We start from the raw sequence: 25574 nt of genomic DNA on the forward strand, positions 1-25574 counted from the left end.
CACTTTCTTAGCCTACGCAAGCATAATACTTGTGTGCCCACAACAGTCGCGTCAGACGGTCTCGACCAGCGTCACAAGATGATCGTGCTGGCCACGTGCTGCCTCAGCCTGCTCATCGTCTCGATGGACGCCACCATCGTGAACGTCGCGCTGCCCGCCATCCGCGCCGAACTCGGCGCATCCGTGTCCCAGCTCCAGTGGACCATCGACATCTACACACTGGTGCTCGCCAGTCTGCTGCTGCTGTCCGGCACCACCGCGGACCGTGTGGGGCGGCGCCGTGTCTTCCAGATCGGACTCGTCAGCTTCGCCGTCGGCTCGCTGCTCTGCAGCCTCGCCCCCACCGCCCCGGTCCTCATCCTCGCCCGCATGATCCAGGCGATCGGTGGGTCGATGCTCAACCCCGTCGCCATGTCGATCATCACGCAGGTCTTCACCGGGAAGGCCGAGCGTGCCCGGGCGATCGGTATGTGGGGCGCCGTGGTCGGCATCTCCATGGCCCTCGGTCCCATGCTCGGCGGACTGTTGATCGAGATCTCCGGGTGGCGGTCCGTCTTCTGGATCAACATCCCGGTCTGTCTCGCAGCGTTCGTTCTGGCCGCCGTGTTCGTCCCCGAGTCGCGGTCGCCCGTCGTGCGCGCGTTCGATCCGGTCGGTCAGCTGCTCGGTGTCGTCATGCTGGCCTCCCTGGTGTTCGGCCTCATCGAGGGTCCCTCGCTCGGATGGTCGTCGCCCATCACCCTCGCGGTGTTCGCCCTGTCCGTGGCCTCGTTCGTCGCGTTCGTCCGCTACGAGAACAGGCGCGTCGATCCGTTCATCGATCTGCGCTTCTTCCGCAGCATCCCGTTCTCATCGGCGACGATCGTGGCCGTGTGCGCCTTCGGCGGATACGGAGCGTTCCTGTTCCTCATGTCGCTGTACCTGCAGGAGGTGCGCGGCTTCAGCGCGATCGGCACGGGAGCGTCCTTCCTACCGCTCGCACTCGCCACGCTGATCTGCTCGCCGCTGTCCGGGCGGATGGTGGCGCGGTGGGGTGCCCGCCCCTCGATGACCATCGCCGGTGTGGTCATCGCCGTCGCCGGCCTGACCCTCACCCGCCTCTCCGCCACCACCCCCGTCAGCGCACTGCTGGTCATGTTCGCGATCTTCGGGGTCGGCTTCGGGCTGGTCAACGCCCCCATCACCAACGCGGCCGTCGGCGGGATGCCCCGCGATCGCGCGGGTGCGGCGTCGGCGGTCGCGTCGACCAGCCGCCAGATCGGTGTCAGCATCGGCGTCGCGCTGTGCGGGAGCCTCACCACCGCGGGCGCCGCGGCCGGCATCGACGCGGGGTTTGCCGCCTCCACACACACGGTCTGGTGGGCTCTGTCCGCCATCGGTCTGATCGTCGCGGGCCTCGGGCTGGTCAGCGCGAGCAGGCGGGCCACGCGGACCGCGGACGACGTGGCCGCACTGTTCCGCACACCGGAGCCCGCCCGTGCCTGACCGCCGGAGCCGACCGATAGACGAGGCCTGGGCCGCGATGACCTCGCTGGTCTTCGAGAACCGCGACACCTGGCGCCGACGGGTGGCGGCCGAGGTCGACATGCCGTTCAGCCGGGTGCGGGTGCTACGGCGCCTGGTCGACGGACCGCTGACGATGAGCGCGGTGGCCACCGCAGCGGCGATGGACGCACCGGCGACCACGGTGTGCGTCAACGAACTCGAGTCTCGCGGCTACGTCCGCCGCACCGTCGACGACAGCGATCGTCGCAGCAAGCGCGTCACGATCACCGACGACGGCCGCGCCCTGATGGACCGCGTGCACACGATCACCGACCCGGTACCCGACTCGCTCGCCGACCTCGGCGACGAGGACGCCGCGGTGCTGCACCGGATCCTGTCGGGCGCGGTGTCCTCCGGCGTCGTCAGCCCAGACGGCGCAGACGGGGCTCCAGATCGGTCTTGAACAGCTCCAGGAACCGACGCTGATCGTGACCCGGCGCGTGGAAGACCAGGTGGTTCAGGCCTGCATCGACGTACGGCTTGACCTTCTCGACGGCCTCGTCGGGATCGGAGGCGACGATCCACCGCTTCGCCACCTGCTCGATCGGCAGCTCGTCGGCGGCCTTCTCCATCTCGATCGGATCGTCGATGGAGTGCTTCTGCTCCGGCGTCAGTGACAGCGGCGCCCAGAAGCGCGTGTTCTCCAGCGCCGCATCGGCATCGGTGTCGTACGAGATCTTGATCTCGATCATGTGGTCGATGTCGCCCACGGACCGGTTCATCTTCTCCGCACCTTCCGCCACCGCGGGGATCAACTTGTCGGTGTAGAGCTCCATACCCTTGCCGGACGTACAGATGAAGCCGTCGCCGCTGCGTCCGGCGTAGCGCGCGACCACGGGGCCGCCGGCCGCCACGTACACCGGGACCCCACCCTCGGGAACGTCGTAGATCGAGGCGCCCTTGGTCTTGTAGTACTCGCCCTCGAAGTCGACGCGATCGCCCAGCCACAGCTCGCGCATCAGCGACACAGCCTCGCGCAGACGCGCGAACCGCTCCTTGAACTCCGGCCACTCACCGTCGAATCCGGTGGCGATCTCGTTCAGAGCCTCACCCGTCCCCACTCCGAGCATGATCCGGTTCGGGTACAGGCACGCCATCGTCGCGAAGGCCTGCGCGATGACGGCCGGGTTGTAGCGGAACGTCGGGGTCATCACCGACGTGCCCAGCTGCAGAGTCTTCGTGCGCTCACCGACCGCAGTCATCCACGCCAGCGAGAACGGTGCGTGGCCGCCCTCGTGGCGCCAGGGCTGGAAGTGGTCGCTCACGGTCGCCGAGTCCATGCCCGACGCCTCCGCCTGCACCGCGATCTCGACGAGCTCACGTGGACCGAACTGCTCGGCCGACGCCTTGTATCCCAGCTTCAGTTCCTGTGCCACGCCGAACTCCCTCGTCTACCGCCGAACCCCGGTCACCGTCATGTCTATCAGTCGGGGCCTCCGATCCGCCCGAGGCCTTCGAATCGCAGTGCGCGCAACCCTGTCACCGAGGCGGGCGGCCCGGCACCGTGGGAGGTTGCACGAGCGCGAGGAGGCTGTGGTGCGCTTTCAGGTCCTGGACATCGTCTTCAATCCGCCCCACCCCGTCACCGGGGAGGTGGTACCCGCTGCCGAGCGGCTCGACCGAGTGGTCGACCTCGCCGTGCTCGCGGACCAGCTGGGAATCGACTCCTTCGCGGTCGGCGAGCGTCACGCCGGGGACGTCCTGTCGTCGAGCCCCACGGTGATCCTCGGCGCGCTGGCACAGGCCACGAACCGGATTCTGCTGTCGACCGGCGTCACGGTGCTCTCGGTACTCGACCCCGTGCGTCTCGCGGAGGACCTCGCGACCGTCGACCAGCTGAGCCACGGGCGGCTCGAGATCGTCGTCGGCAAGGGCAACGAGGCGTGGCAGTACCCATTGTTCGGGAAGGACATCGCGCGCCAGTACGAGTACCTGACCGAGAACTACGAGTTGTTCCGTCGACTGATCCGCGAGGAGAACGTCACGTGGTCCGGGCAGCACCGGACTCCGCTCGAGAACGCCACCACTCTGCCGCGGCCGTTCGCCGGTCCCTTCCGCGTCTGGCACGGGTCGGCGACGTCGACACACGCCGTCGACCTCGCGGCCCGGTGGGGTGACCCCCTCGTCACGGCCAACGCATTCCAGCCGCGGGAGAACTACGCCGTCCTCGTCGACCGCTACCGGGAGAAGTACGCCGAGGCCGGGCACGATCCCCGGTTCGCCTTCGTCGGGTCCGGCTCGGGAGGGCTGTTCCTCGCGGAGACGACCGATCAGGCCGTCGAGCAGTACCGCCCGCTCTACGAGGGTGCGGTGGCACAGGCCGACCAGCGTCGGCACGATCCCGGGGCGGTGGGCAAGGTGACGAGCTTCCGCTCGATCGAGGAGGCCGTGGATCGCGGTCCCGCGCTCGTCGGGTCGTCGGAGCGCGTCGCCGAGAAGATCGTGGACTACCACCACGCATACGGGCATGTCCTGCAGTCGGTGTCGATCAACCACCTGCTCGAACCGGAGCACCAGAAGGACATCCTCCGCCAGTTCGCCGAGGAGGTGGTGCCGCGAGTGCGCAAGGAACTTCCCGAACCACTGCTGTGGGGCGAGGACGATTCCCGGCGCGCTGCGGGCTTCACGGCGGGACCGTACTCGTGAGCATCGCGTTCGTGGGCGGAGGACCCCGCGCGACCGGCATCCTCGAGCGGATCGTCGGCCGGGCCGACGAGCTGACCGAACCGATCGACGTCCATGTCGTCGACCCCCACCCGCCGGGTGCAGGGCGGATCTGGCGACGGAACCAGGACCCCCTGCTCTGGATGAACTCCGTCGCGGCGGACGTGGCCATGCTGCCCGACGGGTCGGGCGGTCCCACCCTCGCGGAGTGGGTGACGGCGAACCGGGACACCCTCGTCACGGATCCGGCTCTGCGGGAGGAGATTCTCCGTTTCACCCCGTCGTCGTTCGCGTCCCGGTCGCTGCAGTCCCACTATCTCGCTCACGTCTTCGAGAGCGCGGTGAAGGCGCGGCCGGATCGTGTTCGAGTGCACGTGCACCGGGCCTGCGTCGTCGACATCGAGGATCGGGGTGCCCACCAGCGCCTGATCCTCGACGACGGCATCGTGCTCGAGGTGACCGATGTCGTTCTGGCGCAGGGCCAACCCGACACTCTGCCGCCGGCGGACGTCCAGGCATTCGCCGCCCATGCCGAGACCCACGGTCTCCGGTACATCGGGCCGGGATACACAGCCGACCTCGATCCGGCGCTGGTCCCCGAGGCCGAACCCGTCCTGATCTCGGGCCTCGGTCTCGCCTTCGTGGACTGGATGGTGCTGCTCGCGGAGTCACGCGGCGGCACCTTCTCGCGCTCCGGTGACGGCACCCTGGTGTACACGGCCTCCGGCCGGGAACCCCTGGTGTACGCCGGATCTCGACGCGGGGTTCCGTACCACGCCAAGATCTCGTACTCCATCGCCGATGCGGCACCGCCTCTCCCGAGGTTCTTCGTACCCGAGGCTTTTCCCGGGACGGAGACGCTCGATTTCCGTACGGCGGTCTGGCCTCTCGCGGTCGCGGAACTTGCGTGGGCGCACTATCACGAGCTGTTCCGCTCCCACCCCGACCGTGTCCGCGGGCCGTTCATCGAACTCGAGGCCGCCCTGGGCCGTGACGGCGCCCGTGCTGTCGGTGAACTGGTCGAACGACTGGTCCCCGATCCCGAGGACCACTTCGACATCGACACGCTCGACCGACCGCTGCGGCACGCCCGATTCGACTCAGCGGCCGATGCCGCAGAGCAGGTGCACCGCTACATCGAGGCAGACCTGGCACGACGGCGCGACCCTCGCTTCAGCGCGGACGCCGCCGTGTTCTCGGCCCTGCTGTCGGTGTATCGGACTGTGGGAGAGCTCGTTCGGACAGAGCGACTGCGCCCGGACGACGTCGCGTCGCAGGTGGAGGGACAGCTGCATTCCTTCTTCAGCTTCCTCGCGAGCGGTCCCCCGCCCGAGCGCCTGGAGCAGCTGCTCGCACTCGGCCGCGCCGGAGTCATTCGCTACCTCGGCCCCGAGGTGCGGTTCGAGGCGGACGGTGACGGCTTCCGGGCGACCTCGCACGTGCACCACGACGTGGTGCGAGCGCGGACGCTCATCGAAGCCCGACTGCCCAGCGCGTCCATCTCGCGCAGCGCCGACGCCCTGCTGCGATCGCTGCACGAGCGCGGTGAGGTCCGCGAGGTGAGTGCGTCTCCGACGAGTCCGGCCAAACTGGCCGTCGACGGCTCGTCCCGCGTGATCGACGCATCGGGCACGGCGCACCCCCATCGGTACGCGGTGGGAATGTGGGTGGCGGGCCACGCCTGGTCCGGCGCCTTCGCCCGGCCCGGCATCGACGCCGGCTTCTTCCGGCACAACGACGCGATCGCCACGAATCTCGTGGCCGGCCACCGTGCTGTGTCTCACCCGGCTCGACGCTGAACGAGCAGCTCGTACAGCTGCGTCTCCACCATCGTGGTGGGAAGCGGCAACGGTACTGCCGGCGGAGCCGAGTCGTAGGTGTGGCCCGTCGGCGTCCGGAATCTGACGATGTGGCCGCCGTCGACGTGCTCGACGACCCGCTGGGCCTCCCACCCCTCCGCGTCCTTCGCGTAATTGCAGGCGGCGCACAGTCCCATGCCGTTCTCCGCCGTCGTCGGGCCACCGAACCTGAAGGGGCGTATGTGGTCGTGGTGTCGGATCGGCGCATCGCACCACGGTGTGCGGCACGCCCGGTCGCGGACGTCGATGTAGTGACCGAGTCCCGCCGGGAACACACGCGCCGTCGAGTCCATCGCCGTGAGCTGTCCCGTCGACGGGACGGCGTAGAGCCGCCGCAGGGTCGCACCGACACTCCCGCCGTCGATGCGGTCGGCCACCGCACGGCGGGCCACTTCGGCGGGAACCATGCAGTAGCCGGGAACGTGCGCGGCCTCGTCACCGCCGGCGAGCAACGACTCGTCGGACATGACCAGCTGCACCGCCACCGGGGGACCCGCCGCTGCATCTCCCCCGGTCACGCGCTCGAACAACAGGTCCGCCATCACCTGATCACGCGTTCGACCCTCGGCACGGCCGGCTGCGACGAGCGCGTCCGCGTCTCGGCGCAACGTGGCGTACACGCACACCGCCTTGTCCATCGGCAGCAGCGCCGTCGCGTATCCCATGAAATCCGGAGCCGGACGCACGCTCACGCGGCGCTGCGCAGCCGCACGCGCGTTCCTCCGCACCACGGCCGCGGCATCGAGCTCGACCGCCGCGGCCACCGCGAGCGCGACCACCTGCTTGTCGCCCTTCCCTTCCAACGTCGAGGCGTCGGCGCACAACCGGCGATCGACCTCCCGCCGGTCCGCCACGGTGAGGTGCGCCGTCTCCCGCACCAGCAGCATCGCGCGGTACTCGCTCAGGCGGCCTTCGCGCATCGACTGCAGGGTGTACGGCATCTCGTGCACCAGTGCCCGTGCGAGTCCGAGGTATGTGCCACCACGCCGGTGTGACTCGCGACGTGCCAGACCCACCTGTGACGCGATCCCGAGATCCCACTGCTTCCTCGGCAGCCCGCGATCACGCCGATCGGCTCGAACGCTCGCCGCCACCCCGGCGGTCACTACCGCCTGCGTCGCCGCGCCCACGCACTTCAGGGCTTCGATGGCCGTCACGGCATCGATTCCTTCCCGCGCCGACCCGCCGTCCTCCACCAGCCCCAAACGCGCTGTGAACAGCCGTATCTCGTCCACCGACGGTGGGTGCAGCTCTACCGTGTCGTTCATCGATCTCCCCCCGGATCCTCGATTCCTGCAGAAGGTAACTCGAGGGTCCGACACCCTCCGCGCGCCGTAGAGTCGAGCCCATGAGCCCGCTCCGCGCCTGGTCCGACCCGCTCGCCGAGCACATCGTCGGCACGTATTTCGCGTTGCGCGCGGCGATGGCGATCATGGCCGTCGGGTTGCCCCTCCTGCTCGTCGCCTGGTCGCTGCTCGATCCCGACCTTCCCGTGCTCGGATCGATGAGCGAGTACTACTACAGCCCGGCCCGCGACGTGTTCGTCGGAGTGCTCTCCGGGACCGGTATCGCGTTGATCTGCTACCGCGGTCACGGGCCGCTCGAGAACAGACTGCTGAACGCGGCCGGCGCCTTCCTCGTCGTCGTCGCGCTCGTGCCCACGGATCCACCGGGGCAGAGCGACTTCGGCCTGCGTATGACGGTCCACGCCGTCGCCGCCGTGGCCTTCTTCGTCAGCTTCGCGGTGTCGGTCTGGCGGTGCGCGGACGACACCCTGGATCCGTCCCGGGACTCCGAACGGCGAATCCGCCGTTACCGCAGGGCCTATCGAGTCGTGGCGGTCGTGGTCGTCGTCGCTCCGGCGTCGGCGCTCGCCCTGGTGCTCGTCCTCCGCCAGGGCGCGCTCGCGGTACTGGTGGTGGAAGCGGTCGCAGTGATCACCTTCGGCGCGTACTGGACACTGAAGTCCTACGAGCTGCGGGGCACCGAGCTGGCCGAGCAGCCGTGAACCTCGAGCACCGTCAGCGGCGACATCGCACCCGGGTGGACTGGGGCCTGCGCGGAGCCGAGGCGATCGCGTCGGACGCCGACATCGCCGTGATCGTGGACGTCCTGTCGTTCACCACCACGGTGAGTGTCGCTCTCGACCGAGGGATCGGCGTCGTCCCGCACGCGGGCGCCGACACCGAGGAGGTCGCCCGACGTCACGACGCGTCCGTGGCGTTCCGCCGCTCGCAAGCGGCTCCGGGCCGCATCACATTGTCCCCCGGATCGATCCGGTCCGCGCGCGACGTGCCCGCCCGGCTCGTTCTTCCGTCACCCAACGGATCGACCATCGCCGAGGCGCTGGCGACGACACCCGTCCTGGCAGCGGCGTCCCTGCGCACGGCGACGGCGATCGCGCACTGGATCGCGCGCACCGCGGGACCGGACGACTCCGTGGCGATCATCGCTGCGGGCGAGAGATGGCCGGACGGATCGCTACGCCCCGCGATCGAGGACTTCTGGGGAGCGGGTGCAGTCGTCGCGGCACTCGCGGCCGTCGGGCGTCTTCTCGACCCGTCTCCCGAGGCCGACGCGGCGCAGGCAGCCTGGACGGCGGTGGCCGATGATCCGTCGACGGCACTGCGTGACTGCAGTTCCGGTCGCGAGCTGATCGCCCTCGGATTCGACGGCGATGTCGCGGTGGCAGCGGAGGTCGGGGAGAGCGCCGGCGTTCCGATTCTCCGTCAGGGGATCTTCGTCGATGCTAGGAGCGGCGGCCTCAGCGCCTGATCCCGTGGTGCTTCTCGGCCACGTCCGGGTGTGCACGGGTACGCGATTTCCACGCGTTCTCGCCGTAGGTCCGGAAGAGGGGGTTGTCCGGATCAGTGTCGACGCCCCGGGACCGCGCCGCCAACTCGGGTGGAAGGTCGATGATCGGCACGCGCGCATCCAGTGCGGGGCTGAGGAAGTAGGGAACGGACACCCGGTCCGTGCCGGGCGTCGGCGCGAGGACTCGATGCCGAGTGGCACGCAGGTACCCACCCGTCGCGACCTCGAGCAGTTCCCCGACGTTGACGATGAACGCGCCGGCCACGGGCGGTACGTCGATCCACTCGCCGCCGCGCAGCTCCACCTGCAAGCCGGTCGACTCCGGCTCCACGAGAAGCAACGTCAGCACCCCCGAGTCCTTGTGCGCGCCCACCCCCTGCGGGTTCTCGGTGCTGCCGGGATACCGCACCACCTTGATCAACGTCGCGGGGAGCTCGGCGAAGGCGGCATCGAATGTGTCCTCGGCCGCGCCGAGGGAGACTGCCCAGTGTCGGAGCAGCCGCAGCCCGACGTCCCACAGGGCGGCGTCCCAGGCCTCGAACGCGGGACGCAGTTCGGGTAGCGCGGACGGCCACTGGTTGGGGCCCTGCAGGTTCCAGTATCCCTGCGCCGCGGGAATCACCTCGCGCTCCGGACCGATGTCGATCTGCTCTCGCCAATCGACGGCGCCGTTGGTCAGCTCGCCGCCGAGCCGACTGTAGCCGCGGAACTGGGGCGAGTTCAGTTGACTGATCTCGTCCTTGGCGTCTGCCGGCAGCGCGAAGAAGGTGCGCGCCAGCGACAGGACCGTCGACACGAGCTCGGGGTCGACACCATGACCGGTCAGGTGGAAGAAGCCGTGGTCGTGGGTGGCCTCGCGTAATGCCGAACGAAACCCGTCGACATCCGCGGTCGACATGTCGAGAACGGGCAGCGCTGTCACCTGATCGAAAGCTTTTCGCCGGCCTCCACCGCGACGGTCAGCCGGTTCTCGGGAGGCGCCACCGGGCACGTCGCGTAGTCGGTGAGGGCGCACGGCAGGTTGGACGCGCGGTTGAAGTCCAGTGTCACCAGGCCGTCGGCGTCCGCATCGCCGACCGCGAGGGACCGGCACGCGGGGTAGGTGCTCACGCCGCTGGTCTCGTCGGTGAAGAGGATGTGGAAGCCGCCCGCCTTCCCTCGGAATGCGACGAACTGTTGCGGTGCGTTCCCGAGCGTGAAGTCGATGACGCCCAGCCCGGCGTGGTGGTGCTCCAGACCCTCGACGACGGCCGCGGTGGTGACCGTGCGCTCGGAGTCGTACGGCGTGAACGTGCCACTCACGCGCCACTTCTCGTCGGGTGCGAAGGTGGGGATCCCGCCGAACGACGCCAAGGTGGGGGCCGCGGGGTCGTGCACGCGCAGGGCCACCGAGCCGGTACGGCGAATCACCTCGACGCGCCGCTCACCGGCGGCCACGAGGAGGCCGGGAGCCCCCTCGACGGGGTGCAGAGCGACAGTCCCGTCCACGACCACCCCGTCGACCGACAACCCGTCGCCCGTGCTCGCGGTGACGTGCAGAGTGTCGTCGTCGGCGCGCCACACACCGGGCAGATCTCCCACGGCCGCGTCGGTCTCGGTCAACCAGTACAGACCTGTGAGCGCGACCCAGCCCAACGGATCGCGGAAGTACTCCTCGCGATCGGAATGCCATGCAGCCCAGTCCTGCTCGAACGTGGTGACGGATGTTGTCATGATGCGTACTCCTTCTCGGACGGTGACGATGCGATTCTGCCGAGGACACCGTCGCCGACGTGACGTGCCTCCTCGAGATGGGGGTACCCCGACAGGATGATCTCGTCGACACCTGCCTCGCGATACTCCTCGATGCGGGCCACCACCTCGTCGTGGCTGCCGACCAGCGCGGTGCCGGCGCCGCCGCGGACGAGACCGATGCCCGCCCACAGGTTGGGGCCCACCACCAGGTTCCGACGATCACCGCCGTGCAACGCCAGCATGCGTCGCTGGCCTTCCGATCCCACGGCGCCCAGTTGCGCCTGTCGGGTCCGGACGGTCGCGTCGTCGACATCGGCGATCAGGTCCTCGGCTCGAGCCCACGCATCTTTCGCGCGCTCGCGGGTGATCACGTGCATCCGCAGTCCGAAACGCAGGGTGCGGCCGCGGGCAGCCGCCCGCTCCCGCACGTGGGAGATCTTCTCGGCCACCGCCTCGGGAGACTCGCCCCACGTGAGAAAGACGTCGGCATGCTCGGCGGCGACATCCAGTGCAGCGTCCGATGATCCGCCGAGATAGACGTCGGGAAGCGGCACCGGAGGATGCCCGCCGAAACCGCCGCCGTTCGGTCGGTCCACAGCGTAGTGGTCGCCGGACGGCCGCACCGGCCGGCCGTCGGAGACGGCGCGTGCAATGCCGAGGAACTCACCCGCCCGCGCGTAGCGGCCCTCCTTCGCCAGACGGTCGCCGTAGGACCGCTGCTCGACGTCGTCGCCCCCGACCACCACGTTGAGGAGCACTCGGCCACCGGACAGTCGATGGAATGTACTGACCATCTGCGCCGACGTCACGGGCGAGACCTGGCCCGGCCGCAAAGCCACCAGGAACTTCAGACGAGTGGTCGCCGGGATCAGCGCCGCGGTGACCAACCACGCGTCCTCGCAGTGTCCGCCCGTCGGAGTGAGCACTGCCTCGAAACCGAGTTCCTCGACGGTCACGGCCAATTCGGTCAGGTAGTCGAGTGTCGCGTCCCGATGTCCCGCACCCGCTGCCGAGGCGCCCCCACCGCCGATGGCGACTCCGTGCGAGTGCGCACCGAGCCTCTCGTCGTCACCCCCGGTGGGGAGGAACCAGTGGACTCTCACTCGCCGATACGGGGTCGACGTAGTCCGAGGTGCTCCCGCAAGGTCGACCCCTCGTAGGCGGCCGGGTACGAACCACGTTCCTGCAGTTCGGGAACCAGCTTGTCGACGATGTCGTCGAGCCCGCTCGGCACGAGGTACGGCGTGATGTTGAAGCCGTCGCTCGCCCCTCCGCGGACCCACCGGGTGAGCTCGTCCGCGACCTGGCTCGGCGTACCCGCGAATCCGGTACGCGCCGACGTCTCGATGACGACCTGCCGCAGCGACAGGTTCTTCGCCTCGGCGAGCGACCGCCATTCCCGCACGCGTGCATCCACGTCGATGCCGTTGAACGCCGACCCACGAGCACCGACGACGCCACTGACGATCGGATCCTCGGTGGGGAGCGGTCCGTCGGGATCACGATCGGACAGATCGCGCCCCCACACCTGGCCGGCGATCGACAGTGTCGTCGGGCCGGTGAACTGACCCTCCTTGACCCAGCGCACCTTCTCGTCCACGTCCCGCTCGTGGTCCGCGAGGACGATCTGGGTGCCGGGCAGGATCTTGATGTCGTCGTCCGGTCTCCCTCGGGCCACGAGTCGCGCGCGGATGTCGTTCGCGAAGTCGAGTGCGTCGTCGAAGTGGGTGCCGTGCGCGGAGAAGATCACGTCGGCGTGCTGGGCGGCGAAGTCGCGACCGGTGCTGGAATCTCCCGCCTGGAAAATCACCGGGTGGTCCTGCGGACTGCGGGGAATCGGTGCAGCAGAGGCGATGTCGAACTGCGAGGACTGGATGCGCACGGAGTCGGGCGTGCCTCCTGCGTTCCACAGGGCTCTGGCGACGTCGAGGAACTCTCCGGCGCGCACGTACCGGTCCGCGTGGTCGAGGTAGCCGCCGCGTCGGAAGTTCTCGCCGGTCCACGCGTTGTCGGTCGTGACGACGTTCCAGCCGGCGCGACCACCGGACAGCACGTCCAGTCCCGACAGTCGACGCGCGAGGTCCACCGGTTCGTTGTAGGTGGTGTTCTGGGTGGCCACCAGTCCGATGTTCGTGGTGATGCCGGCGAGCGCCGCCAACTGTGTGATGGCGTCGGGACGACCGGCGATGTCCAGGTCGAGGATCTTGCCGCCCTGCTCGCGCAGTCGGAGCCCCTCACCGAGGAAGAAGGCGTCGAACAGTCCGCGCTCGGCGGTCGTGATCAGCCGACGGAACGTCTCGAAGTCGACCTGCGAGCCACTGGCCGGGTCCGACCAGATCGTCGTGTGGTTGACGCCCTGGAAGAAGACACCCAGGTGGACGGTGGCGTCGGGACGGAAGAGAGCGGTCATCGCGCAGCCTCGAATCGGTTGACCGGGCGGGCCAGGCCCAGAGTGGAGCGCAGCGTCGTGGCCGGGACCGGCCGATGGGCCAGGTCCCGCTCGAACAGTTGAGGAAGGACGTAGCGTGCGGCGACGCGGAGATCGTCGTCGATCAGGTCAGGACGCAACCTGATCCCGCCGATCGCGTCGTCGAGGGCAGCAATGCGCTCGACGAGAGCCGCTGCGGCCGTCGGGCTTCCGGGGGCCTCGACGTCGAGAACGACGTGCGCCCCGGTCACCGCGCGCGCGTCCGCTTCGTTCTCCACCAGGACGACGTCGAGCAGATCGGCGTCGATCTCGCCGAACCGGCCGAACACCACCACCTGACCCTGCGGCGGGCGAGGCACGATCGCGGGGCCCTTCACCGAGTACTTCTCCCCGACGAAGTCGACGTAGTGCAGCTTCTGCTGGTTCAGGAACCGGCCCGTCGGGAAGTCGCGGATCACCGCGTCGTCCTCCCACGAGTCCCACAGTCCACGCGCCACGGTCACCGAATCACGCTGTTCACGAACCAGATCGGTATCGGCCGAGACGACTTCGCGACCCCATGCTGCGGCGATGTCGGGTGTCAGCGACCGGGATGCCACCCAACCCGCCCGGCCGCGGGACGCGTAGTCCAACGACGCGAGCTGTGACGACAGATGGAACGGTTCCGCGTAGGTGGTGCTGGCGGTGGCGACGAGGCCCACCGTGCTGGTGGTCGCGGCGACGAAGGCCGCGCGCGTGACGGCGTCGACACCACCCGTCGCCAGGTCGTCGTCGTCGAACGTGACGTAGCCGAATCCTGCGTTCTCGGCCGCGGTCACCGTGGCGGCCACGGCTCGTCCGTCGGCCGAACCGACCCCGACGTCGAAGCCGAGTGTCACCGTCCTGGTCATCGTGCGCTCCCTCGTATCGCCCCCGGACACCCGAGGTTAGGAGGGATCCGCACCCGGCACACGGGTTGGAATCGCAGAGATCGGAGAGGAATGTGCGTCAGAAACCGACGCCGGCGAAGGGCGCCGACGCGGTCCGGAACAGCTCGTCGGCAGCCGATGCCTCACCCTCCGCCAGGCCCGCGGTCACCAGAGCGGACCACGACGTCCCGCCGAGCAGCACCGACGCCAGATCTCGGACGTGCACCGTCAGATCCGGCGCCGCGTCGACCACCCGCACGCCGTCCGGTGCGACGGCGTAGGTCCCGGCGTTCTCCGGCAGGTCCGGGTCCTGCACGGCGATGGTCACAGCGTCCCCGGGCCCGTACGTGCGCGCGGACAGTGCCGCGGACACGTCGAGGATGCGCAGCCAGGTCTCGTCCTCGGTGCGATCGAGCCGTAGGGATCGGCGATCGTGCATCAGCAGTGGCAGCACGGTGTCGACGGGCAGTGCGGGAAACGTGATGCGGTCGACGAGGTCGAGTCGCAGGAGGAAGCGGACCAGGTCGGCGAACACCGCGTCGTCGGGCGCATGGAGGTCCTCGACGACCACCCGGCGGTCGTTCCCGGACCACCACGTCCGCGGGTCGCGCGGGCGGTACCGGACGTATCCGTCGTCGACCCCGCCGGTGGAGTGCACCGCGTTCCACACCGGACCGGTTTCGGTCCGCCCACGCAGCCTCGACGCGTTCCACCAGACGGGCAGTCGGGTGATGGTGCCCGGTCGACTCGACGGGTGCGACGCGACGATGCCGGCCTGCACGTCGAACACGTCCCCGTCGTCGACGAGGCGGACGGTGCCGCTGGACACGGCCTCCTCCCGCACCGACGCACGGGCGGTGACGACCTCGGCGGACACGGACGAGGTGGCGACGCCGTAGCCGTAGCGGCCGTAGATGACAGCTTCCGACGCACGGAGCGTGGCGACGACGTCCCCGGTATCGCGCGCGTCCCGCAGCTGGCGCCGCAGCAGAGCGGACACGACACCGCGGCGGGTGTGGGTCGGCAACACCCCGACATGGGTGACGGCCAGGTGGGGAACCCGAGCACCACCCGGCAGCGTCAGGGTTCCGCGGGCCGAATCGGTGGTCCCGACGAGTCGATCGCCGTCGAAGGCGCCGTAGGTCCGACCGGGCTCGCGCAGACTCGCGATCTCGTCCTCGGTGACCTGCAGCGTGGGCAGTCCCACCATCGCGGCACGGAAGACGCGCTGCGATTCCAGCAGGTCGGACCGCGACTCGAGAATGCGGATGTCGACCATCAGGCGACCTCGGCGATCGTCAGGGTGGTCTGTCGGCGGAGCACGAATCCGAGGGTGTCGTAGAGCGCGACGGCGCGGGTGTTGGTCACACTCGTGTGCAGGAACGGCACCTCGCCCCGCTCCCGGATGCCGTACCCGACAGCGCGGATGAGGCGGGTGGCCAGGCCCTGCCCTCGGTACTCGGGGTCGGTGCACACGGCGCTGATCTCGGTCCAGCCGTCGGGATGCATGCGCTCCCCGGCCATGGCGACGAGCCGCGACCCGTCCCGGACGCCCAGGTACGTGCCCATCTCGATGGTCCGCGAGCGGAACGGTCCCGGCCGGGTGCGGTGCACGAGATCGAGCATCTCCGGCACGTCGTCGGCGGTGAGCACCTGCGCGGCCGGTTCCGGCTCCACCACCAGCGCGGATCCGTCGAACTGCAGCAGCCCGATCCGGTCGAGAACGCGCCACCCGGCGGGCGGGGTGATGCCGTCGCCCCGCAGTGCAGCCTGCTCACCCACCGGGAGCAGGGCGCCGAGATCCGCCCAGTCCTCCGCCGTCATGTCCTCGGGGTGACCGAAGAACCCGGCCACCTCGGGGTGGTAACGCGCGATCCGGCCCCGCCATTCAGCGAACCGGGAGTGGGCGCCGACGAGGGACGATCGGATGGGATCGTCCAGCGGATGCGCGTCGGGGAGGGTCGGGATCACCGGAACTCGGTCGTCGCACTGCACCAGGCCACTGTAAGGGTCGGCTCCGACGCCGCGGCGCGTTGTACTCGCGACGATTCCGGAGGGGCAGAATGGTGTCGTGAGCCCCGACAGAGTGAGTCCTGACGACGCCGTGCGACCTGACGATGCTCCGTCCACGACGGGGACACCCCCGTGGACGTACCTGATGGACATGGACGGTGTCCTGGTGCACGAGGAGCACCTCGTCCCCGGAGCGGACCGCTTCCTGAAGGAACTCCAGGACACGAACACCCCGTTCATCGTCCTGACGAACAACTCGATCCGCACCCGTCGCGACCTGCAGGCACGCCTGCGACGGACCGGCCTCGAGATCCCCGAGGAGTCGATCTGGACGTCGGCACTCGCCACCGCCACCTTCCTGGGGAACCAGCGGCCGAACGGTACCGCCTACGTGGTCGGAGAGTCCGGCCTGACGACGGCCCTGCACGACATCGGCTACATCATCACGGACATCGATCCCGACTACGTGGTGCTCGGCGAGACCCGCACGTACTCCTTCGAGGCCATCACCACCGCCATTCGGCTGGTCGAACGCGGAGCCCGTTTCATCGCCACCAATCCCGACGCCACCGGCCCGTCACGCGAGGGATCGCTGCCCGCCACCGGATCCGTCGCCGCGCTCATCACGCGCGCGACCGGACGTGAGCCGTACTACGTGGGCAAGCCGAACGCGCTGATGATGCGGTCCGCTCTGCGGGCCATCGGCGCGCACTCGGAGAACACGCTGATGATCGGTGACCGCATGGACACCGACATCGTGTCCGGGCTCGAAGCCGGTCTCCAGACCATCCTCGTGCTCACCGGTATCTCGACCCCCGCCAGCGTCGAGATGTTCCCGTTCCGCCCCACCCGTGTCATCGAGTCGGTCGCCGACCTCATCGGGCACACCGCGAACCCGTTCGGATGAGATTCGTCTACTCCCGGCCCGACCGCAGCGTCGAGGCGACGGGCACCCGGCAGGCGTTCGATCACATCGACGACGCGCGCGAGGCTCTCGAGGACGGGTCGGCGCGTGTTCTCGTGGGGGCCGTCGGGTTCGATGCGTCCACGCGGTGTGCACTCGTCGAACCGTCGACGTTCGACCGGCGCGACGAGCCGCGGACACCCGAGCAGAGCACCCTGCCCGGAGCCGTGATCGCCTCCCAGAACCCGCCACCCGACAAGCACGTCGCGCGGGTGCAGCGTGCCCTGACGGTGCTGAACCATCCCGGATCCGCACTACGCAAAGTGGTTCTCGCGCGGTCGATCACGCTGGTGTTCGATGCCCCACTGTCCCCGACGGCGTTCGCGGACACGCTCATCGAGGCGAATCCGATGCACAACGGTTTCGCCGTCGATCTCACCGCGGCGGGTGGTCCGTACTTCGGCCGCCACCTGGTGGGCTCGAGCCCGGAACTCCTCGTGCGCCGCACCGGCACCGAGGTGATCTGCCGACCGTTCGCCGGAACTGCTGCACGACAACAGGATCCGGTGGCGGACGAGCAGTCGGGCGCCGACCTGCTCGCCAGCGCCAAGAACCTGGCCGAGCACCGCTTCGTCGTCGACGCCATCGCCGAGGCCCTGGCGCCACTGTGCTCGGAGGTGTCCGTCCCCGACGGGCCGACGCTGACCAGCACGCCGGCCGTGTGGCATCTGGCGACCCCGATCACCGCGACACTGGCCGACCCCGCCACCACGGCACTGGATCTCGCGCTCGCACTGCACCCGACACCCGCGGTCGCGGGCAGCCCCACCGACCTGGCGCTCCAGACCATCGATCTGCTGGAGTCCGGACGCAACCGCGACTTCTACGCCGGCATGGTGGGGTGGTGCGACGCGTCGGGCGACGGTGAGTGGATGGTGGCCATCCGCTGCCTGGACATCGCCGCCGACGGCCTCAGCGGGGTCGCGACCGCGGGTGGCGGCATCGTCGCCGCCTCGGACGCGAGCGCCGAGCTGGAGGAGACGACAGCGAAGTTCGCGACAGTGCTCAGGCCCTTCGGCCTCTGACGTCGATCCGGTGCGCCGAGCCGCGGATACCGCGGCTCAGCGCACCGAAGCCGGCCGCTGATGCACTCGGCTCTACCGGGCGAGCGCTCCCGCCAGATCGCCGAGCAGGTCCTCGAGGTCCTCCAGGCCCACGGAGATGCGCACGACTCCGTCCGTGATGCCTACGGCTGCACGGCCTTCCGGACCCATGGCCCGGTGGGTGGTGGTGGCGGGGTGCGTCGTCATCGACTTCGCGTCGCCGAGGTTGTTGGAGATGTCGATGATGCGCAGCTTGTTCAGGAACTCGAAGGCGCGCGCCTTGCCGCCCTCGAGCTCGAACGTGACGACGGTGCCGCCGCCGCTCATCTGCGAGACCGCGAGATCGTGCTGGGGGTGCGACGGCAGGTACGGGTACTTCACCCATCCGATACCCGGCTGCGCCTCGAGGAACTCCGCGACGGCCAGCGCCGAGGCGTTCATGTGCCGCACGCGGAGCGGCATCGTCTCGAGACCCTTCAGCAGAGTCCAGGCGTTGAACGGGCTCAGCGCGGGACCGGTGTGGCGCATGAGCGTCTGCACCGGACCGTCGATGTACTCCTTCGATCCCAGGATGGCGCCCCCGAGCACGCGCCCCTGTCCGTCGATGTGCTTGGTCCCCGAGTACACCACCACGTCGGCACCGAGGTCGAAGCTGCGCTGCAGCACGGGCGTCGCGAAGACGTTGTCCAGCACCACCTTCGCACCGGCCGCATGCGCCATCTCGGTCACGCGCCGGACGTCGACGAGCGACTGCATCGGGTTGGACGGCGTCTCGAAGAACACCGCGGTGGTGGGCACGGCGAGCGCCTGTTCCCACTGGTCCAGGTCGTCGCCGTCGACGAACACGGTCTCGACTCCCCAGCGCGGCAGAATCTCGTTGCACACCACGAAGCACGAGCCGAACAGGCTCCGCGCCGCGACGAGTCGATCACCGGCCTTCAGCAGGGCGCCGAGCCCGGTGAAGACCGCGGACATCCCGCTCGAGGTGCCGAAGGCCGCCTCGGCGCCGTCGAGCAACCGCAGCCGCTCCTCGAACATCGTGACGGTCGGGTTGCCGTAGCGCGAGTAGACGAAGTGGTCGATGTCGCCGGTGAACGCCTGCTCGGCGGCCTCGGCACTCTCGTACACGAAACCCGAACTGAGATAGAGGGCCTCGGCGTTCTCCTCGAACCCCGAGCGGTTCAGACCGCCGCGGACACCGAGAGTTCCCTGCCCGACCCCGTCGGGCAGGGGCTTGGAGAACCCGCCGCCGGTGGGGATCACTTCTGCCGCCAGGGCAGTCCGACGGCGCGCCACCCGGCACTGCCGCGGTGACCCTCGGCGTCGGTCGCGCCCTCGAAGCCGTCGAGCACGTTGTAGGCGGGTCCGAGCCCCGCAGCGGTCGCGGCCTCGGCGGCACCGATGGACCGCTGACCGGAGCGACACAGGAAGACCACAGGGCCCTTGTCGACCCCGGCGGCACGGACCTCGTCGACGAAGTTCTCGTTCCTCGCGCCGTCCGGGTAGGCGACCCACTCGACGAAGGCCGTCGGCTTGTCCAGCGACGAGATGTCCGGGACACCCACGTAGCTCCACTCGGCGTGGGTGCGGACGTCGACGAGCGAGGCCTCCGGATCGGTGCTGAGAAGTTCCCAGGCCTGCTCGGGCGTGATGTCTCCTGCGTAGCTCACGACCCCAGTTTCTCACATGGTCGGCTCGGCCCGATATGTCCGATAGTCGCAGCGTACGGCCTCGAGGGGGCAAGATGAGCCGATGACGGACGACACACTGCGCCCTGCGACGGGCACCGGCTCACCACAGCCGGACACGAGCGGCGACACGGGGCAGTTCACCCATCGCCAGATCATGACGATCATCTCCGGTCTGATGCTCGGCATGTTCCTGGCCGCGCTCGACCAGACGATCGTCTCGACGTCCATCCGCACCATCGCGGACGACCTGCAGGGCTTCTCCGTTCAGGCGTGGGTCACCACGGCGTACCTGATCACGGCCACCATCTCCACGCCGCTGTACGGGAAGCTCTCGGACATCTACGGGCGCAAACAGTTCTTCCTGACCGCGATCACGATCTTCGTCATCGGATCGGCGCTGTGCGGCTTCGCCACGTCGATGTACCAACTCGCGGCCTTCCGCGCGTTCCAGGGCCTCGGTGCCGGCGGCCTGTTCTCGCTCGCACTGACCATCGTCGGCGACATCGTCCCGCCGCGGGAGCGGGCCAAGTACCAGGGCTACTTCCTCGCCGTGTTCGGCACGTCCAGCGTGCTCGGTCCGGTCATCGGCGGCGTGTTGTCGGGCCAGTCCGAGATCCTGAACATCACCGGCTGGCGCTGGGTGTTCTTCGTCAACGTGCCCATCGGCATCGTCGCTCTGTTCGTCGTCGCCAAGGTGCTGAATCTGCCGCGTCGACACGGCAGCGCGGTCGTCGACTGGGGCGGCGCCGCGGCGCTGGCCGTCGGACTGGTGCCGCTGCTGATCATCGCCGAGCAGGGACGCACGTGGGGATGGGGCTCCGGGCGGGCCATGATCTGCTACGCCATCGGCGTCCTCGGCATCGCGGCCTTCATCGCCATCGAGATCAGGATGAAGACGAACGCACTCATCCCGATGCGCTTCTTCCGCAACTCGACGTTCAGCGTCGGACTCGTGCTCTCGGTCATCACCGGTGCGGCGATGTTCGGCGGCATCACGCTGCTCCCCCAGTACCTGCAGGTGGTCAAGGGCTCGTCGCCGACGCTCGCCGGGTTCCAGATGCTCCCGCTGGTGCTGGGCATCATGGTCGCGTCGATCTTCTCCGGCCAGATGATCTCCCGCACGGGCCACTACCGTCCGTATCCCATCATCGGCACGACTCTCATGACGGTCTGCATGTTCGCGTTCTCGTTCATCGAGTACGACACACCGCTGTGGATGATCATGATCGCGATGTTCGGTTTCGGGTTCGGCCTGGGCAATCTGATGCAGCCGCTGACCCTCGCGATCCAGAACGCACTGCCGCCGCAGGACATGGGCGTCTCCACCTCGTCGGCCACGTTCTTCCGGCAGATCGGCGGCACCATCGGCGTCGCGGTGTTCCTGTCCCTGCTCTTCTCGCGCGTGACCGACGCCATCGCGTCGGCTCTGCGTTCCGCCGCGGAGACTCCCGAGTTCCGCGAGGCGGTGGGTCAGGCCGCGTCCAGCACCGATCCCGCGGTGTCCGGCCTCGCGCAGGGGCTCGTACAGGGCAACGGGTCGGCCGCCGGGGGCATCCTGGACGACACGTCCTTCATCCAGAAGCTGCCCGACGCGGTGGCGGCGCCGTTCCAGATCGGATTCTCCGACGCGATGGACTCGGTCTTCGTCGTGGCCGGGTTCGTGCTGGCGCTGGCCTTCGTGATCAACCTGTTCTACAAGGAGGTCCCGTTGCGCACCCAGGGCGGCCTCGCAGCTCAGGCGTCGGAACGCACGGCGAGCAAGGACACGGCCGAGTAGAGCTCGTCAGGGACTGCAGAGCAGCCAGTCGTCACCGGACCGCACCGCGTTCCACGTGAGGCTCTGCTCGCTGCCGTCGAGGCTGACTCGCACGTCGGCCTCGGCGGCGTCACCCTTGACCCGCACCTCCTCGATGTTCTCGAGATCCACCGACGTACCCGCATCCGCCAGCGGTGCGTCGGTGATGCCGGGGCACTGCAGTGCGGTGACAGCGGCGGTGTCGCCGGACTTCACAGCCTCGACGTAGGCGGCGACGGCGGTCCCGACACGCTGGTTGTCGCTGACGTTCTCGTCGGGCGACCCGGTCAGCGACAGGATCGCGATGATCACCGCCACGACGACCACCACCGCAGCGGCCGCGATGAAGGGCGCTGCGGTGGTGGGTCTCGGATCCTCTTCGGAGCTCATGCTCCGATCATGTCAGCTCGGTGCAGCTCAGCCCTCGAGCGACGGGTAATCGGTGTAGCCCTCGGCGCCGCCGCCGTAGAAGGTGCTCTCGTCGGGGGTGTTGAGCTCGGTGTCGTGGGTCCACCGGGTCACCAGGTCGGGGTTGGCGATGAACGGCCGACCCACCGTGACGGCGTCGGCGATCTCGTCGGACACCAGCTTCTCGGCCTCGTCGCGAGTGGTCATCGCGGCGAAGCCGGTGTTGAGCACGAACGGGCCGCTCCAGGCCGAACGCAGCTTGCCCAGGAACGGATCCTCGGCGTCGACGAGCACGTGCAGGTACGCCAGGCCGAGGCCGTCGATCTGCGACAGCAGCGCCTCGTAGGCACCCGTCGTGTCGTCCTCGGTGATGCCGCTCGCGGTGCCTCCGGGCGAGATGCGGATGCCGACCCGGCCCGCGCCGATGGCGGCGGAGACGGCGCGCACGACCTCCACGACGAGGCGCGCACGGTTCTCGGGGCTGCCGCCGTAGGAGTCGGTGCGGTGGTTCGCGCCGTCCGCCAGGAACTGGTGGAGCAGGTAGCCGTTGGCGGCGTGCAGCTCGACACCGTCGAGACCGGCCTCGATCGCACGGGTCGAGGCGTCGACGAACACGTCGACCACGCGAGCGATCTCGTCCGCGGCGATCTCGCGCGGCGCGGGGATCTCCTTCGACCCACCCTTGGTGAACATCTCGATACCGGGCGCGATGGCGGACGGTGCGATGGCCTCGAGGCCCGAGTTGTCGGGGTGGGACACCCGACCCGCGTGCATCAGCTGGACGACGATCTTGCCGCCCTCACCGTGCACCGCGTCCGCGATCTTCGCCCAGCCGGCCTGCTGCTCGTCGGTGTGCAGGCCCGGGGTGTTGGTGTAGCCCTTGCCGACGGCGGAAGGCTGCGTTCCCTCGGACACGATGAGGCCGGCACCCGCACGTTGGCGGTAGTACTCGACGACGAGGTCACCGGGCACACCGTCGTCACCACTGCGGCTGCGCGTGAGCGGCGCCATGAAGACACGGTTGCGGGCGTGGATGTCGCCGAGTTCGAGCGGCTGGAGCAGGGGTGATTCGGGACTGAGTTCGGTCACGTCGATCGGCCTTTCGAAGGTGCTGACTGTCGAGCTGTCCTCTGACGCAAGCCTGAGGGGTCCGCGATCCATGCCCGACTGTGGGCCGCATCACTCGGTGGAATCCCGATGTTCACCCAGTTCTCTGTGCACACGTCACGGCCACCTGGCGCACCGGAGGCGCCGCCTCGTCACTTATGCTGGGGTGTCCGCCTCCCTGCGGCCACGACGCCCGCTCCGAGCTCGATGGGCGGCCGGCCGACGACGATGTTAGGTAGATCCACGCTGATGACTGACCAGACCCGCCCGCTCCGAGTGGCCATCGTGGGTGCAGGCCCGGCCGGCATCTACGCCGCCGACGCGTTGATGAAGTCGGACCACAACGTCTCCGGCCCCGGCGTGAGCATCGACCTCTTCGAGCGCATGCCCGCTCCGTTCGGTCTGATCCGCTACGGCGTCGCACCGGATCACCCGCGCATCAAGGGCATCATCACCGCGCTGCACAAGGTGCTCGACAAGCCGCAGGTCCGCCTGCTCGGCAACATCGACTACGGCACCGACATCGACCTCGAGACGATGCGCCGCTTCTACGACGCCGTCATCTTCTCCACCGGCGCCAACGCGGACCGCGCGCTGAACATCCCCGGCATCGACCTCGACGGCAGCTACGGCGCCGCCGACTTCGTCTCCTGGTACGACGGTCACCCCGACGTGCCACGCACCTGGCCCCTCGACGCCGAGAAGGTCGCCGTCCTCGGCGTCGGCAACGTCGCGCTCGACGTGGCCCGCGTACTGGCCAAGACGGGTGACGAGCTGCTGCCCACCGAGATCCCCGCGAACGTCTACGAGGGCCTGAAGGCCAACAAGGCCGTCGAGGTGCACGTGTTCGGCCGCCGCGGCCCCGCCCAGGCCAAGTTCACGCCGCTCGAGCTCCGCGAGCTGGACCACTCCCCCAACATCGAGGTCATCGTCGCTCCCGAGGACATCGACTACGACGAGGGCTCGGAGAAGGCCCGCCGCGAGTCCAAGCAGGTCGACATGGTCGCGAACACGCTGCAGGACTGGGCGATTCGCGATGCCGGCGACCGCCCGCACAAGCTGTTCCTGCACTTCTTCGAGTCGCCGCACGAGGTGCTCGGCCAGGACGGCAAGGTCGTCGGACTGCGCACCGAGCGCACCGAACTCGACGGCACCGGCAACGTCAAGGGCACCGGCAACTACACCGATTGGGACGTCCAGGCCGTCTACCGCGCGGTGGGCTACCTGTCGCAGAACATCGCCGACCTCCCCTTCGACGACCTCGCGGGCACCATCCCCAACGAGGCCGGCCGCGTGAAGAACAACGACGGCACCCCCGTCGACGCCACGTACGTCACCGGCTGGATCAAGCGCGGACCCGTCGGCCTCATCGGCCACACCAAGGGTGACGCCAACGAGACCGTCGCGAACCTCCTCGCCGACGCCCCGTCGTTCGCGGGTGCCACCGACCCGTCCGAGGACGCCGTCGTCGCGTTCCTCGAGGACAAGAAGGTCCCGTTCACCACGTGGGACGGCTGGTACCGCCTCGACGCGCACGAGCGCAGCCTCGGCGAGCCGCAGGGCCGCGAGCGCGTCAAGGTCGTCGAGCGCGAGGACATGCTGCGCGCCAGCGAGCCCGACAAGGCCTGACCCCAGCAGCTGAAGCACCGAAGCCCCGAGGATGTCCTCGGGGCTTCGTGCGTGTCAGATCCGGACGGACAGCAGCCGTCCCTCGCGCTCGTCCTTGCGGGCGTGCTCGTTGAAATCGGGTGCGGCGCAGACGAACAGGGTGCGGCCGTCGTCGCCGCCGAACCCGCACGCGAACACCCCGGTGTCGAAGGTCAACTCGTCGACCACTCCCTCGCCCTCGCGAATCTGCACGATGCGCTGCCCCAGTGCGTCGGCCGCCCACAGCGTGCCGTCCTGCGCGAGAGCGCAACCGTCGGGCGCCACCACCACCTGGCCGATGCCCTCGGCCATGTCCGTCGACTCGGGCATCGGACCGAGCACGGCCCAGTCGCGGCGCGGTCCGAGGACACCGTCGTCGCCGATCGCGAAGGCGCTGATCCGGTTGCCGAGCGTCTCGTCGACGAGGAGATCGCCGCCTGCGGTGACGGCCATGCCGTTCGGGAAGTGCAGATCGGTGGCGTCCTCGTGCACACTGCCGTCCGGCTCGACACGCAGCAGGGAGGCCGTCTCGATGGGCGCCATGTTCATGAGATCGAATCCGAAGTTGCCGACGTAGGCGCGCCCGTCCGCATCCACGTGCATGTCGTTGGCGTTGCCGGTCGCGTGCGCGGACAGGTCCGCGTGCACCACGAGGTCGCCGTTCTCCTCGCGCCGCAGAACGGTTTGATCTCGCATCGAGACGACCAGGAGCCGACCGTCGGGAAGCCACCCGAGCCCGGACGGCTGGTGCGGCACCTCGGCCTCCACCCGGACGTCGCTGCCGTCCTCGTTCGCCGACAGCACCTGGTGGGTGTAGAAGTCGGAGACCCAGACACGACCCTCCCGCCACCGTGGGCACTCGAAGTAGGTGTAGCCCTCCAGGACCACGGTCGGCTCTGCCTTCATGTGTAGCTCCTCGCACGACGAGACGGATGATCGAATGTGACGTACGCC

24 protein-coding genes are annotated in these 25574 nt (G+C 69.1%); 10 read left to right on the forward strand and 14 right to left on the reverse strand.

The window, feature by feature from the left end; genetic code table 11:
* Positions 1-78: 78 nt before the first annotated feature.
* Positions 79-1485: a DHA2 family efflux MFS transporter permease subunit gene (locus HQ314_RS09125; protein ID WP_222650076.1), complete on the forward strand. Its 1407-nt coding sequence runs from the start codon at positions 79-81 to the stop codon at positions 1483-1485.
* A 37-nt stretch (positions 1486-1522) separates the two neighbouring features.
* Complete coding sequence (locus tag HQ314_RS09130) at positions 1523-1948, forward strand: MarR family winged helix-turn-helix transcriptional regulator (protein ID WP_156380473.1); 426 nt, start codon at positions 1523-1525, stop codon at positions 1946-1948.
* Here HQ314_RS09130 and fgd read toward each other — a convergent pair.
* Positions 1908-2921, reverse strand: a complete 1014-nt coding sequence (fgd, locus tag HQ314_RS09135; RefSeq protein WP_027506222.1) for a glucose-6-phosphate dehydrogenase (coenzyme-F420) — start codon at positions 2919-2921, stop codon at positions 1908-1910. The genes HQ314_RS09130 and fgd overlap by 41 nt on opposite strands.
* Positions 2922-3081: 160 nt before the next feature.
* On the opposite strand from fgd, the gene HQ314_RS09140 reads away from it, so the two are divergent.
* On the forward strand, positions 3082-4191 hold the full coding sequence (locus HQ314_RS09140; protein ID WP_056442245.1) for an LLM class flavin-dependent oxidoreductase: 1110 nt from the start codon (positions 3082-3084) through the stop codon (positions 4189-4191).
* A complete protein-coding gene (locus HQ314_RS09145) occupies positions 4188-6008 on the forward strand; it encodes an FAD/NAD(P)-binding domain-containing protein (protein ID WP_222649858.1) in 1821 nt (606 codons plus the stop codon). The genes HQ314_RS09140 and HQ314_RS09145 overlap by 4 nt, the downstream gene beginning before the upstream one ends.
* Here HQ314_RS09145 and HQ314_RS09150 read toward each other — a convergent pair.
* Positions 5990-7336 carry an HNH endonuclease signature motif containing protein gene (locus tag HQ314_RS09150; RefSeq protein WP_222649859.1) on the reverse strand — a complete coding sequence of 449 codons (1347 nt, stop codon included), beginning with the start codon at positions 7334-7336 and terminating at the stop codon, positions 5990-5992. The genes HQ314_RS09145 and HQ314_RS09150 overlap by 19 nt on opposite strands.
* 80 nt (positions 7337-7416) lie before the next feature.
* Here HQ314_RS09150 and HQ314_RS09155 point away from each other — a divergent pair, with 80 nt between their 5' ends.
* Positions 7417-8076 carry a DUF998 domain-containing protein gene (locus HQ314_RS09155; RefSeq protein WP_051613446.1) on the forward strand — a complete coding sequence of 220 codons (660 nt, stop codon included), beginning with the start codon at positions 7417-7419 and terminating at the stop codon, positions 8074-8076.
* Entirely contained in the window at positions 8073-8843 is a 771-nt protein-coding gene (locus HQ314_RS09160; RefSeq protein WP_222649860.1) for a 2-phosphosulfolactate phosphatase, read from the forward strand. The genes HQ314_RS09155 and HQ314_RS09160 overlap by 4 nt, the downstream gene beginning before the upstream one ends.
* Here the strand turns inward: HQ314_RS09160 and HQ314_RS09165 are convergent.
* The 7 genes from HQ314_RS09165 to HQ314_RS09195 all read right to left on the reverse strand — a co-directional run bounded on the left by HQ314_RS09165 (position 8833) and on the right by HQ314_RS09195 (position 15947).
* Positions 8833-9804 carry a 2-oxoglutarate and iron-dependent oxygenase domain-containing protein gene (locus HQ314_RS09165; protein ID WP_308119323.1) on the reverse strand — a complete coding sequence of 324 codons (972 nt, stop codon included), beginning with the start codon at positions 9802-9804 and terminating at the stop codon, positions 8833-8835. The two genes, HQ314_RS09160 and HQ314_RS09165, sit on opposite strands and share 11 nt — an antisense overlap.
* A complete protein-coding gene (locus HQ314_RS09170; protein WP_222649861.1) occupies positions 9801-10595 on the reverse strand; it encodes a DUF1684 domain-containing protein in 795 nt (264 codons plus the stop codon). The genes HQ314_RS09165 and HQ314_RS09170 overlap by 4 nt, the downstream gene beginning before the upstream one ends.
* A complete protein-coding gene (locus tag HQ314_RS09175) occupies positions 10592-11719 on the reverse strand; it encodes an LLM class flavin-dependent oxidoreductase (protein ID WP_222649862.1) in 1128 nt (375 codons plus the stop codon). The genes HQ314_RS09170 and HQ314_RS09175 overlap by 4 nt, the downstream gene beginning before the upstream one ends.
* Positions 11716-13026, reverse strand: a complete 1311-nt coding sequence (locus tag HQ314_RS09180; RefSeq protein WP_222649863.1) for an LLM class flavin-dependent oxidoreductase — start codon at positions 13024-13026, stop codon at positions 11716-11718. Before HQ314_RS09180 ends, HQ314_RS09175 begins: the two co-directional genes overlap by 4 nt.
* Entirely contained in the window at positions 13023-13934 is a 912-nt protein-coding gene (locus tag HQ314_RS09185; RefSeq protein ID WP_222649864.1) for an LLM class flavin-dependent oxidoreductase, read from the reverse strand. Before HQ314_RS09185 ends, HQ314_RS09180 begins: the two co-directional genes overlap by 4 nt.
* A 97-nt stretch (positions 13935-14031) precedes the next feature.
* Entirely contained in the window at positions 14032-15231 is a 1200-nt protein-coding gene (locus HQ314_RS09190) for a GNAT family N-acetyltransferase (RefSeq protein WP_222649865.1), read from the reverse strand.
* Positions 15231-15947: a GNAT family N-acetyltransferase gene (locus HQ314_RS09195; protein ID WP_308119324.1), complete on the reverse strand. Its 717-nt coding sequence runs from the start codon at positions 15945-15947 to the stop codon at positions 15231-15233. Before HQ314_RS09195 ends, HQ314_RS09190 begins: the two co-directional genes overlap by 1 nt.
* 163 nt (positions 15948-16110) lie before the next feature.
* Between HQ314_RS09195 and HQ314_RS09200 the strand changes: the two genes are divergently transcribed.
* A complete protein-coding gene (locus HQ314_RS09200; RefSeq protein WP_037186095.1) occupies positions 16111-16872 on the forward strand; it encodes an HAD-IIA family hydrolase in 762 nt (253 codons plus the stop codon).
* A complete protein-coding gene (locus tag HQ314_RS09205) occupies positions 16869-17954 on the forward strand; it encodes an isochorismate synthase MenF (RefSeq protein ID WP_222649867.1) in 1086 nt (361 codons plus the stop codon). The genes HQ314_RS09200 and HQ314_RS09205 overlap by 4 nt, the downstream gene beginning before the upstream one ends.
* A gap of 72 nt (positions 17955-18026) precedes the next feature.
* Here HQ314_RS09205 and HQ314_RS09210 read toward each other — a convergent pair whose 3' ends face one another.
* Positions 18027-19232: an O-succinylhomoserine sulfhydrylase gene (locus tag HQ314_RS09210; RefSeq protein ID WP_027506211.1), complete on the reverse strand. Its 1206-nt coding sequence runs from the start codon at positions 19230-19232 to the stop codon at positions 18027-18029.
* Entirely contained in the window at positions 19232-19642 is a 411-nt protein-coding gene (locus HQ314_RS09215; protein WP_222649868.1) for a rhodanese-like domain-containing protein, read from the reverse strand. The genes HQ314_RS09210 and HQ314_RS09215 overlap by 1 nt, the downstream gene beginning before the upstream one ends.
* 82 nt (positions 19643-19724) lie before the next feature.
* Between HQ314_RS09215 and HQ314_RS09220 the strand changes: the two genes are divergently transcribed.
* A complete protein-coding gene (locus HQ314_RS09220) occupies positions 19725-21440 on the forward strand; it encodes an MDR family MFS transporter (RefSeq protein ID WP_222649869.1) in 1716 nt (571 codons plus the stop codon).
* Between the two features lie 6 nt (positions 21441-21446).
* On the opposite strand, the gene HQ314_RS09225 is transcribed toward HQ314_RS09220, so the two are convergent.
* Together HQ314_RS09225 and HQ314_RS09230 are read right to left on the reverse strand one after the other, a co-directional pair.
* The gene (locus HQ314_RS09225) at positions 21447-21848 is read right to left on the reverse strand and encodes a hypothetical protein (RefSeq protein ID WP_051613444.1); all 402 of its coding nucleotides are present in this window, start codon (positions 21846-21848) and stop codon (positions 21447-21449) included.
* A 27-nt stretch (positions 21849-21875) separates the two neighbouring features.
* A complete protein-coding gene (locus tag HQ314_RS09230; RefSeq protein WP_268788549.1) occupies positions 21876-22955 on the reverse strand; it encodes an alkene reductase in 1080 nt (359 codons plus the stop codon).
* Positions 22956-23222: 267 nt separating this feature from the next.
* On the opposite strand from HQ314_RS09230, the gene HQ314_RS09235 reads away from it, so the two are divergent.
* Entirely contained in the window at positions 23223-24602 is a 1380-nt protein-coding gene (locus HQ314_RS09235) for an FAD-dependent oxidoreductase (protein ID WP_027506208.1), read from the forward strand.
* 54 nt (positions 24603-24656) lie between these two features.
* Here HQ314_RS09235 and HQ314_RS09240 read toward each other — a convergent pair whose 3' ends face one another.
* Entirely contained in the window at positions 24657-25526 is an 870-nt protein-coding gene (locus HQ314_RS09240; RefSeq protein WP_027506207.1) for an SMP-30/gluconolactonase/LRE family protein, read from the reverse strand.
* Between the last annotated feature and the right edge of the window lie 48 nt (positions 25527-25574).

The organism is Rhodococcus sp. BP-332 (assembly GCF_019836065.1).
Taxonomy (GTDB): Bacteria; Actinomycetota; Actinomycetes; order Mycobacteriales; family Mycobacteriaceae; genus Rhodococcoides.

What these genes read in the sequence shown, in the direction of transcription:
- HQ314_RS09150 (WP_222649859.1), bottom strand. Translation starts at nt 7,336, where the DNA reads ATGAACGACACGGTAGAGCTGCACCCACCGTCGGTGGACGAGATACGG.
- HQ314_RS09185 (WP_222649864.1), bottom strand. Translation starts at nt 13,934, where the DNA reads ATGACCAGGACGGTGACACTCGGCTTCGACGTCGGGGTCGGTTCGGCC.
- HQ314_RS09130 (WP_156380473.1), top strand. Translation starts at nt 1,523, where the DNA reads ATGACCTCGCTGGTCTTCGAGAACCGCGACACCTGGCGCCGACGGGTG.
- HQ314_RS09190 (WP_222649865.1), bottom strand. Translation starts at nt 15,231, where the DNA reads ATGGTCGACATCCGCATTCTCGAGTCGCGGTCCGACCTGCTGGAATCG.
- HQ314_RS09200 (WP_037186095.1), top strand. Translation starts at nt 16,111, where the DNA reads ATGGACATGGACGGTGTCCTGGTGCACGAGGAGCACCTCGTCCCCGGA.
- HQ314_RS09240 (WP_027506207.1), bottom strand. Translation starts at nt 25,526, where the DNA reads ATGAAGGCAGAGCCGACCGTGGTCCTGGAGGGCTACACCTACTTCGAG.
- HQ314_RS09205 (WP_222649867.1), top strand. Translation starts at nt 16,869, where the DNA reads ATGAGATTCGTCTACTCCCGGCCCGACCGCAGCGTCGAGGCGACGGGC.
- HQ314_RS09180 (WP_222649863.1), bottom strand. Translation starts at nt 13,026, where the DNA reads ATGACCGCTCTCTTCCGTCCCGACGCCACCGTCCACCTGGGTGTCTTC.
- HQ314_RS09155 (WP_051613446.1), top strand. Translation starts at nt 7,417, where the DNA reads ATGAGCCCGCTCCGCGCCTGGTCCGACCCGCTCGCCGAGCACATCGTC.
- HQ314_RS09125 (WP_222650076.1), top strand. Translation starts at nt 79, where the DNA reads ATGATCGTGCTGGCCACGTGCTGCCTCAGCCTGCTCATCGTCTCGATG.
- HQ314_RS09235 (WP_027506208.1), top strand. Translation starts at nt 23,223, where the DNA reads ATGACTGACCAGACCCGCCCGCTCCGAGTGGCCATCGTGGGTGCAGGC.
- HQ314_RS09220 (WP_222649869.1), top strand. Translation starts at nt 19,725, where the DNA reads ATGACGGACGACACACTGCGCCCTGCGACGGGCACCGGCTCACCACAG.
- HQ314_RS09225 (WP_051613444.1), bottom strand. Translation starts at nt 21,848, where the DNA reads ATGAGCTCCGAAGAGGATCCGAGACCCACCACCGCAGCGCCCTTCATC.
- HQ314_RS09170 (WP_222649861.1), bottom strand. Translation starts at nt 10,595, where the DNA reads ATGACAACATCCGTCACCACGTTCGAGCAGGACTGGGCTGCATGGCAT.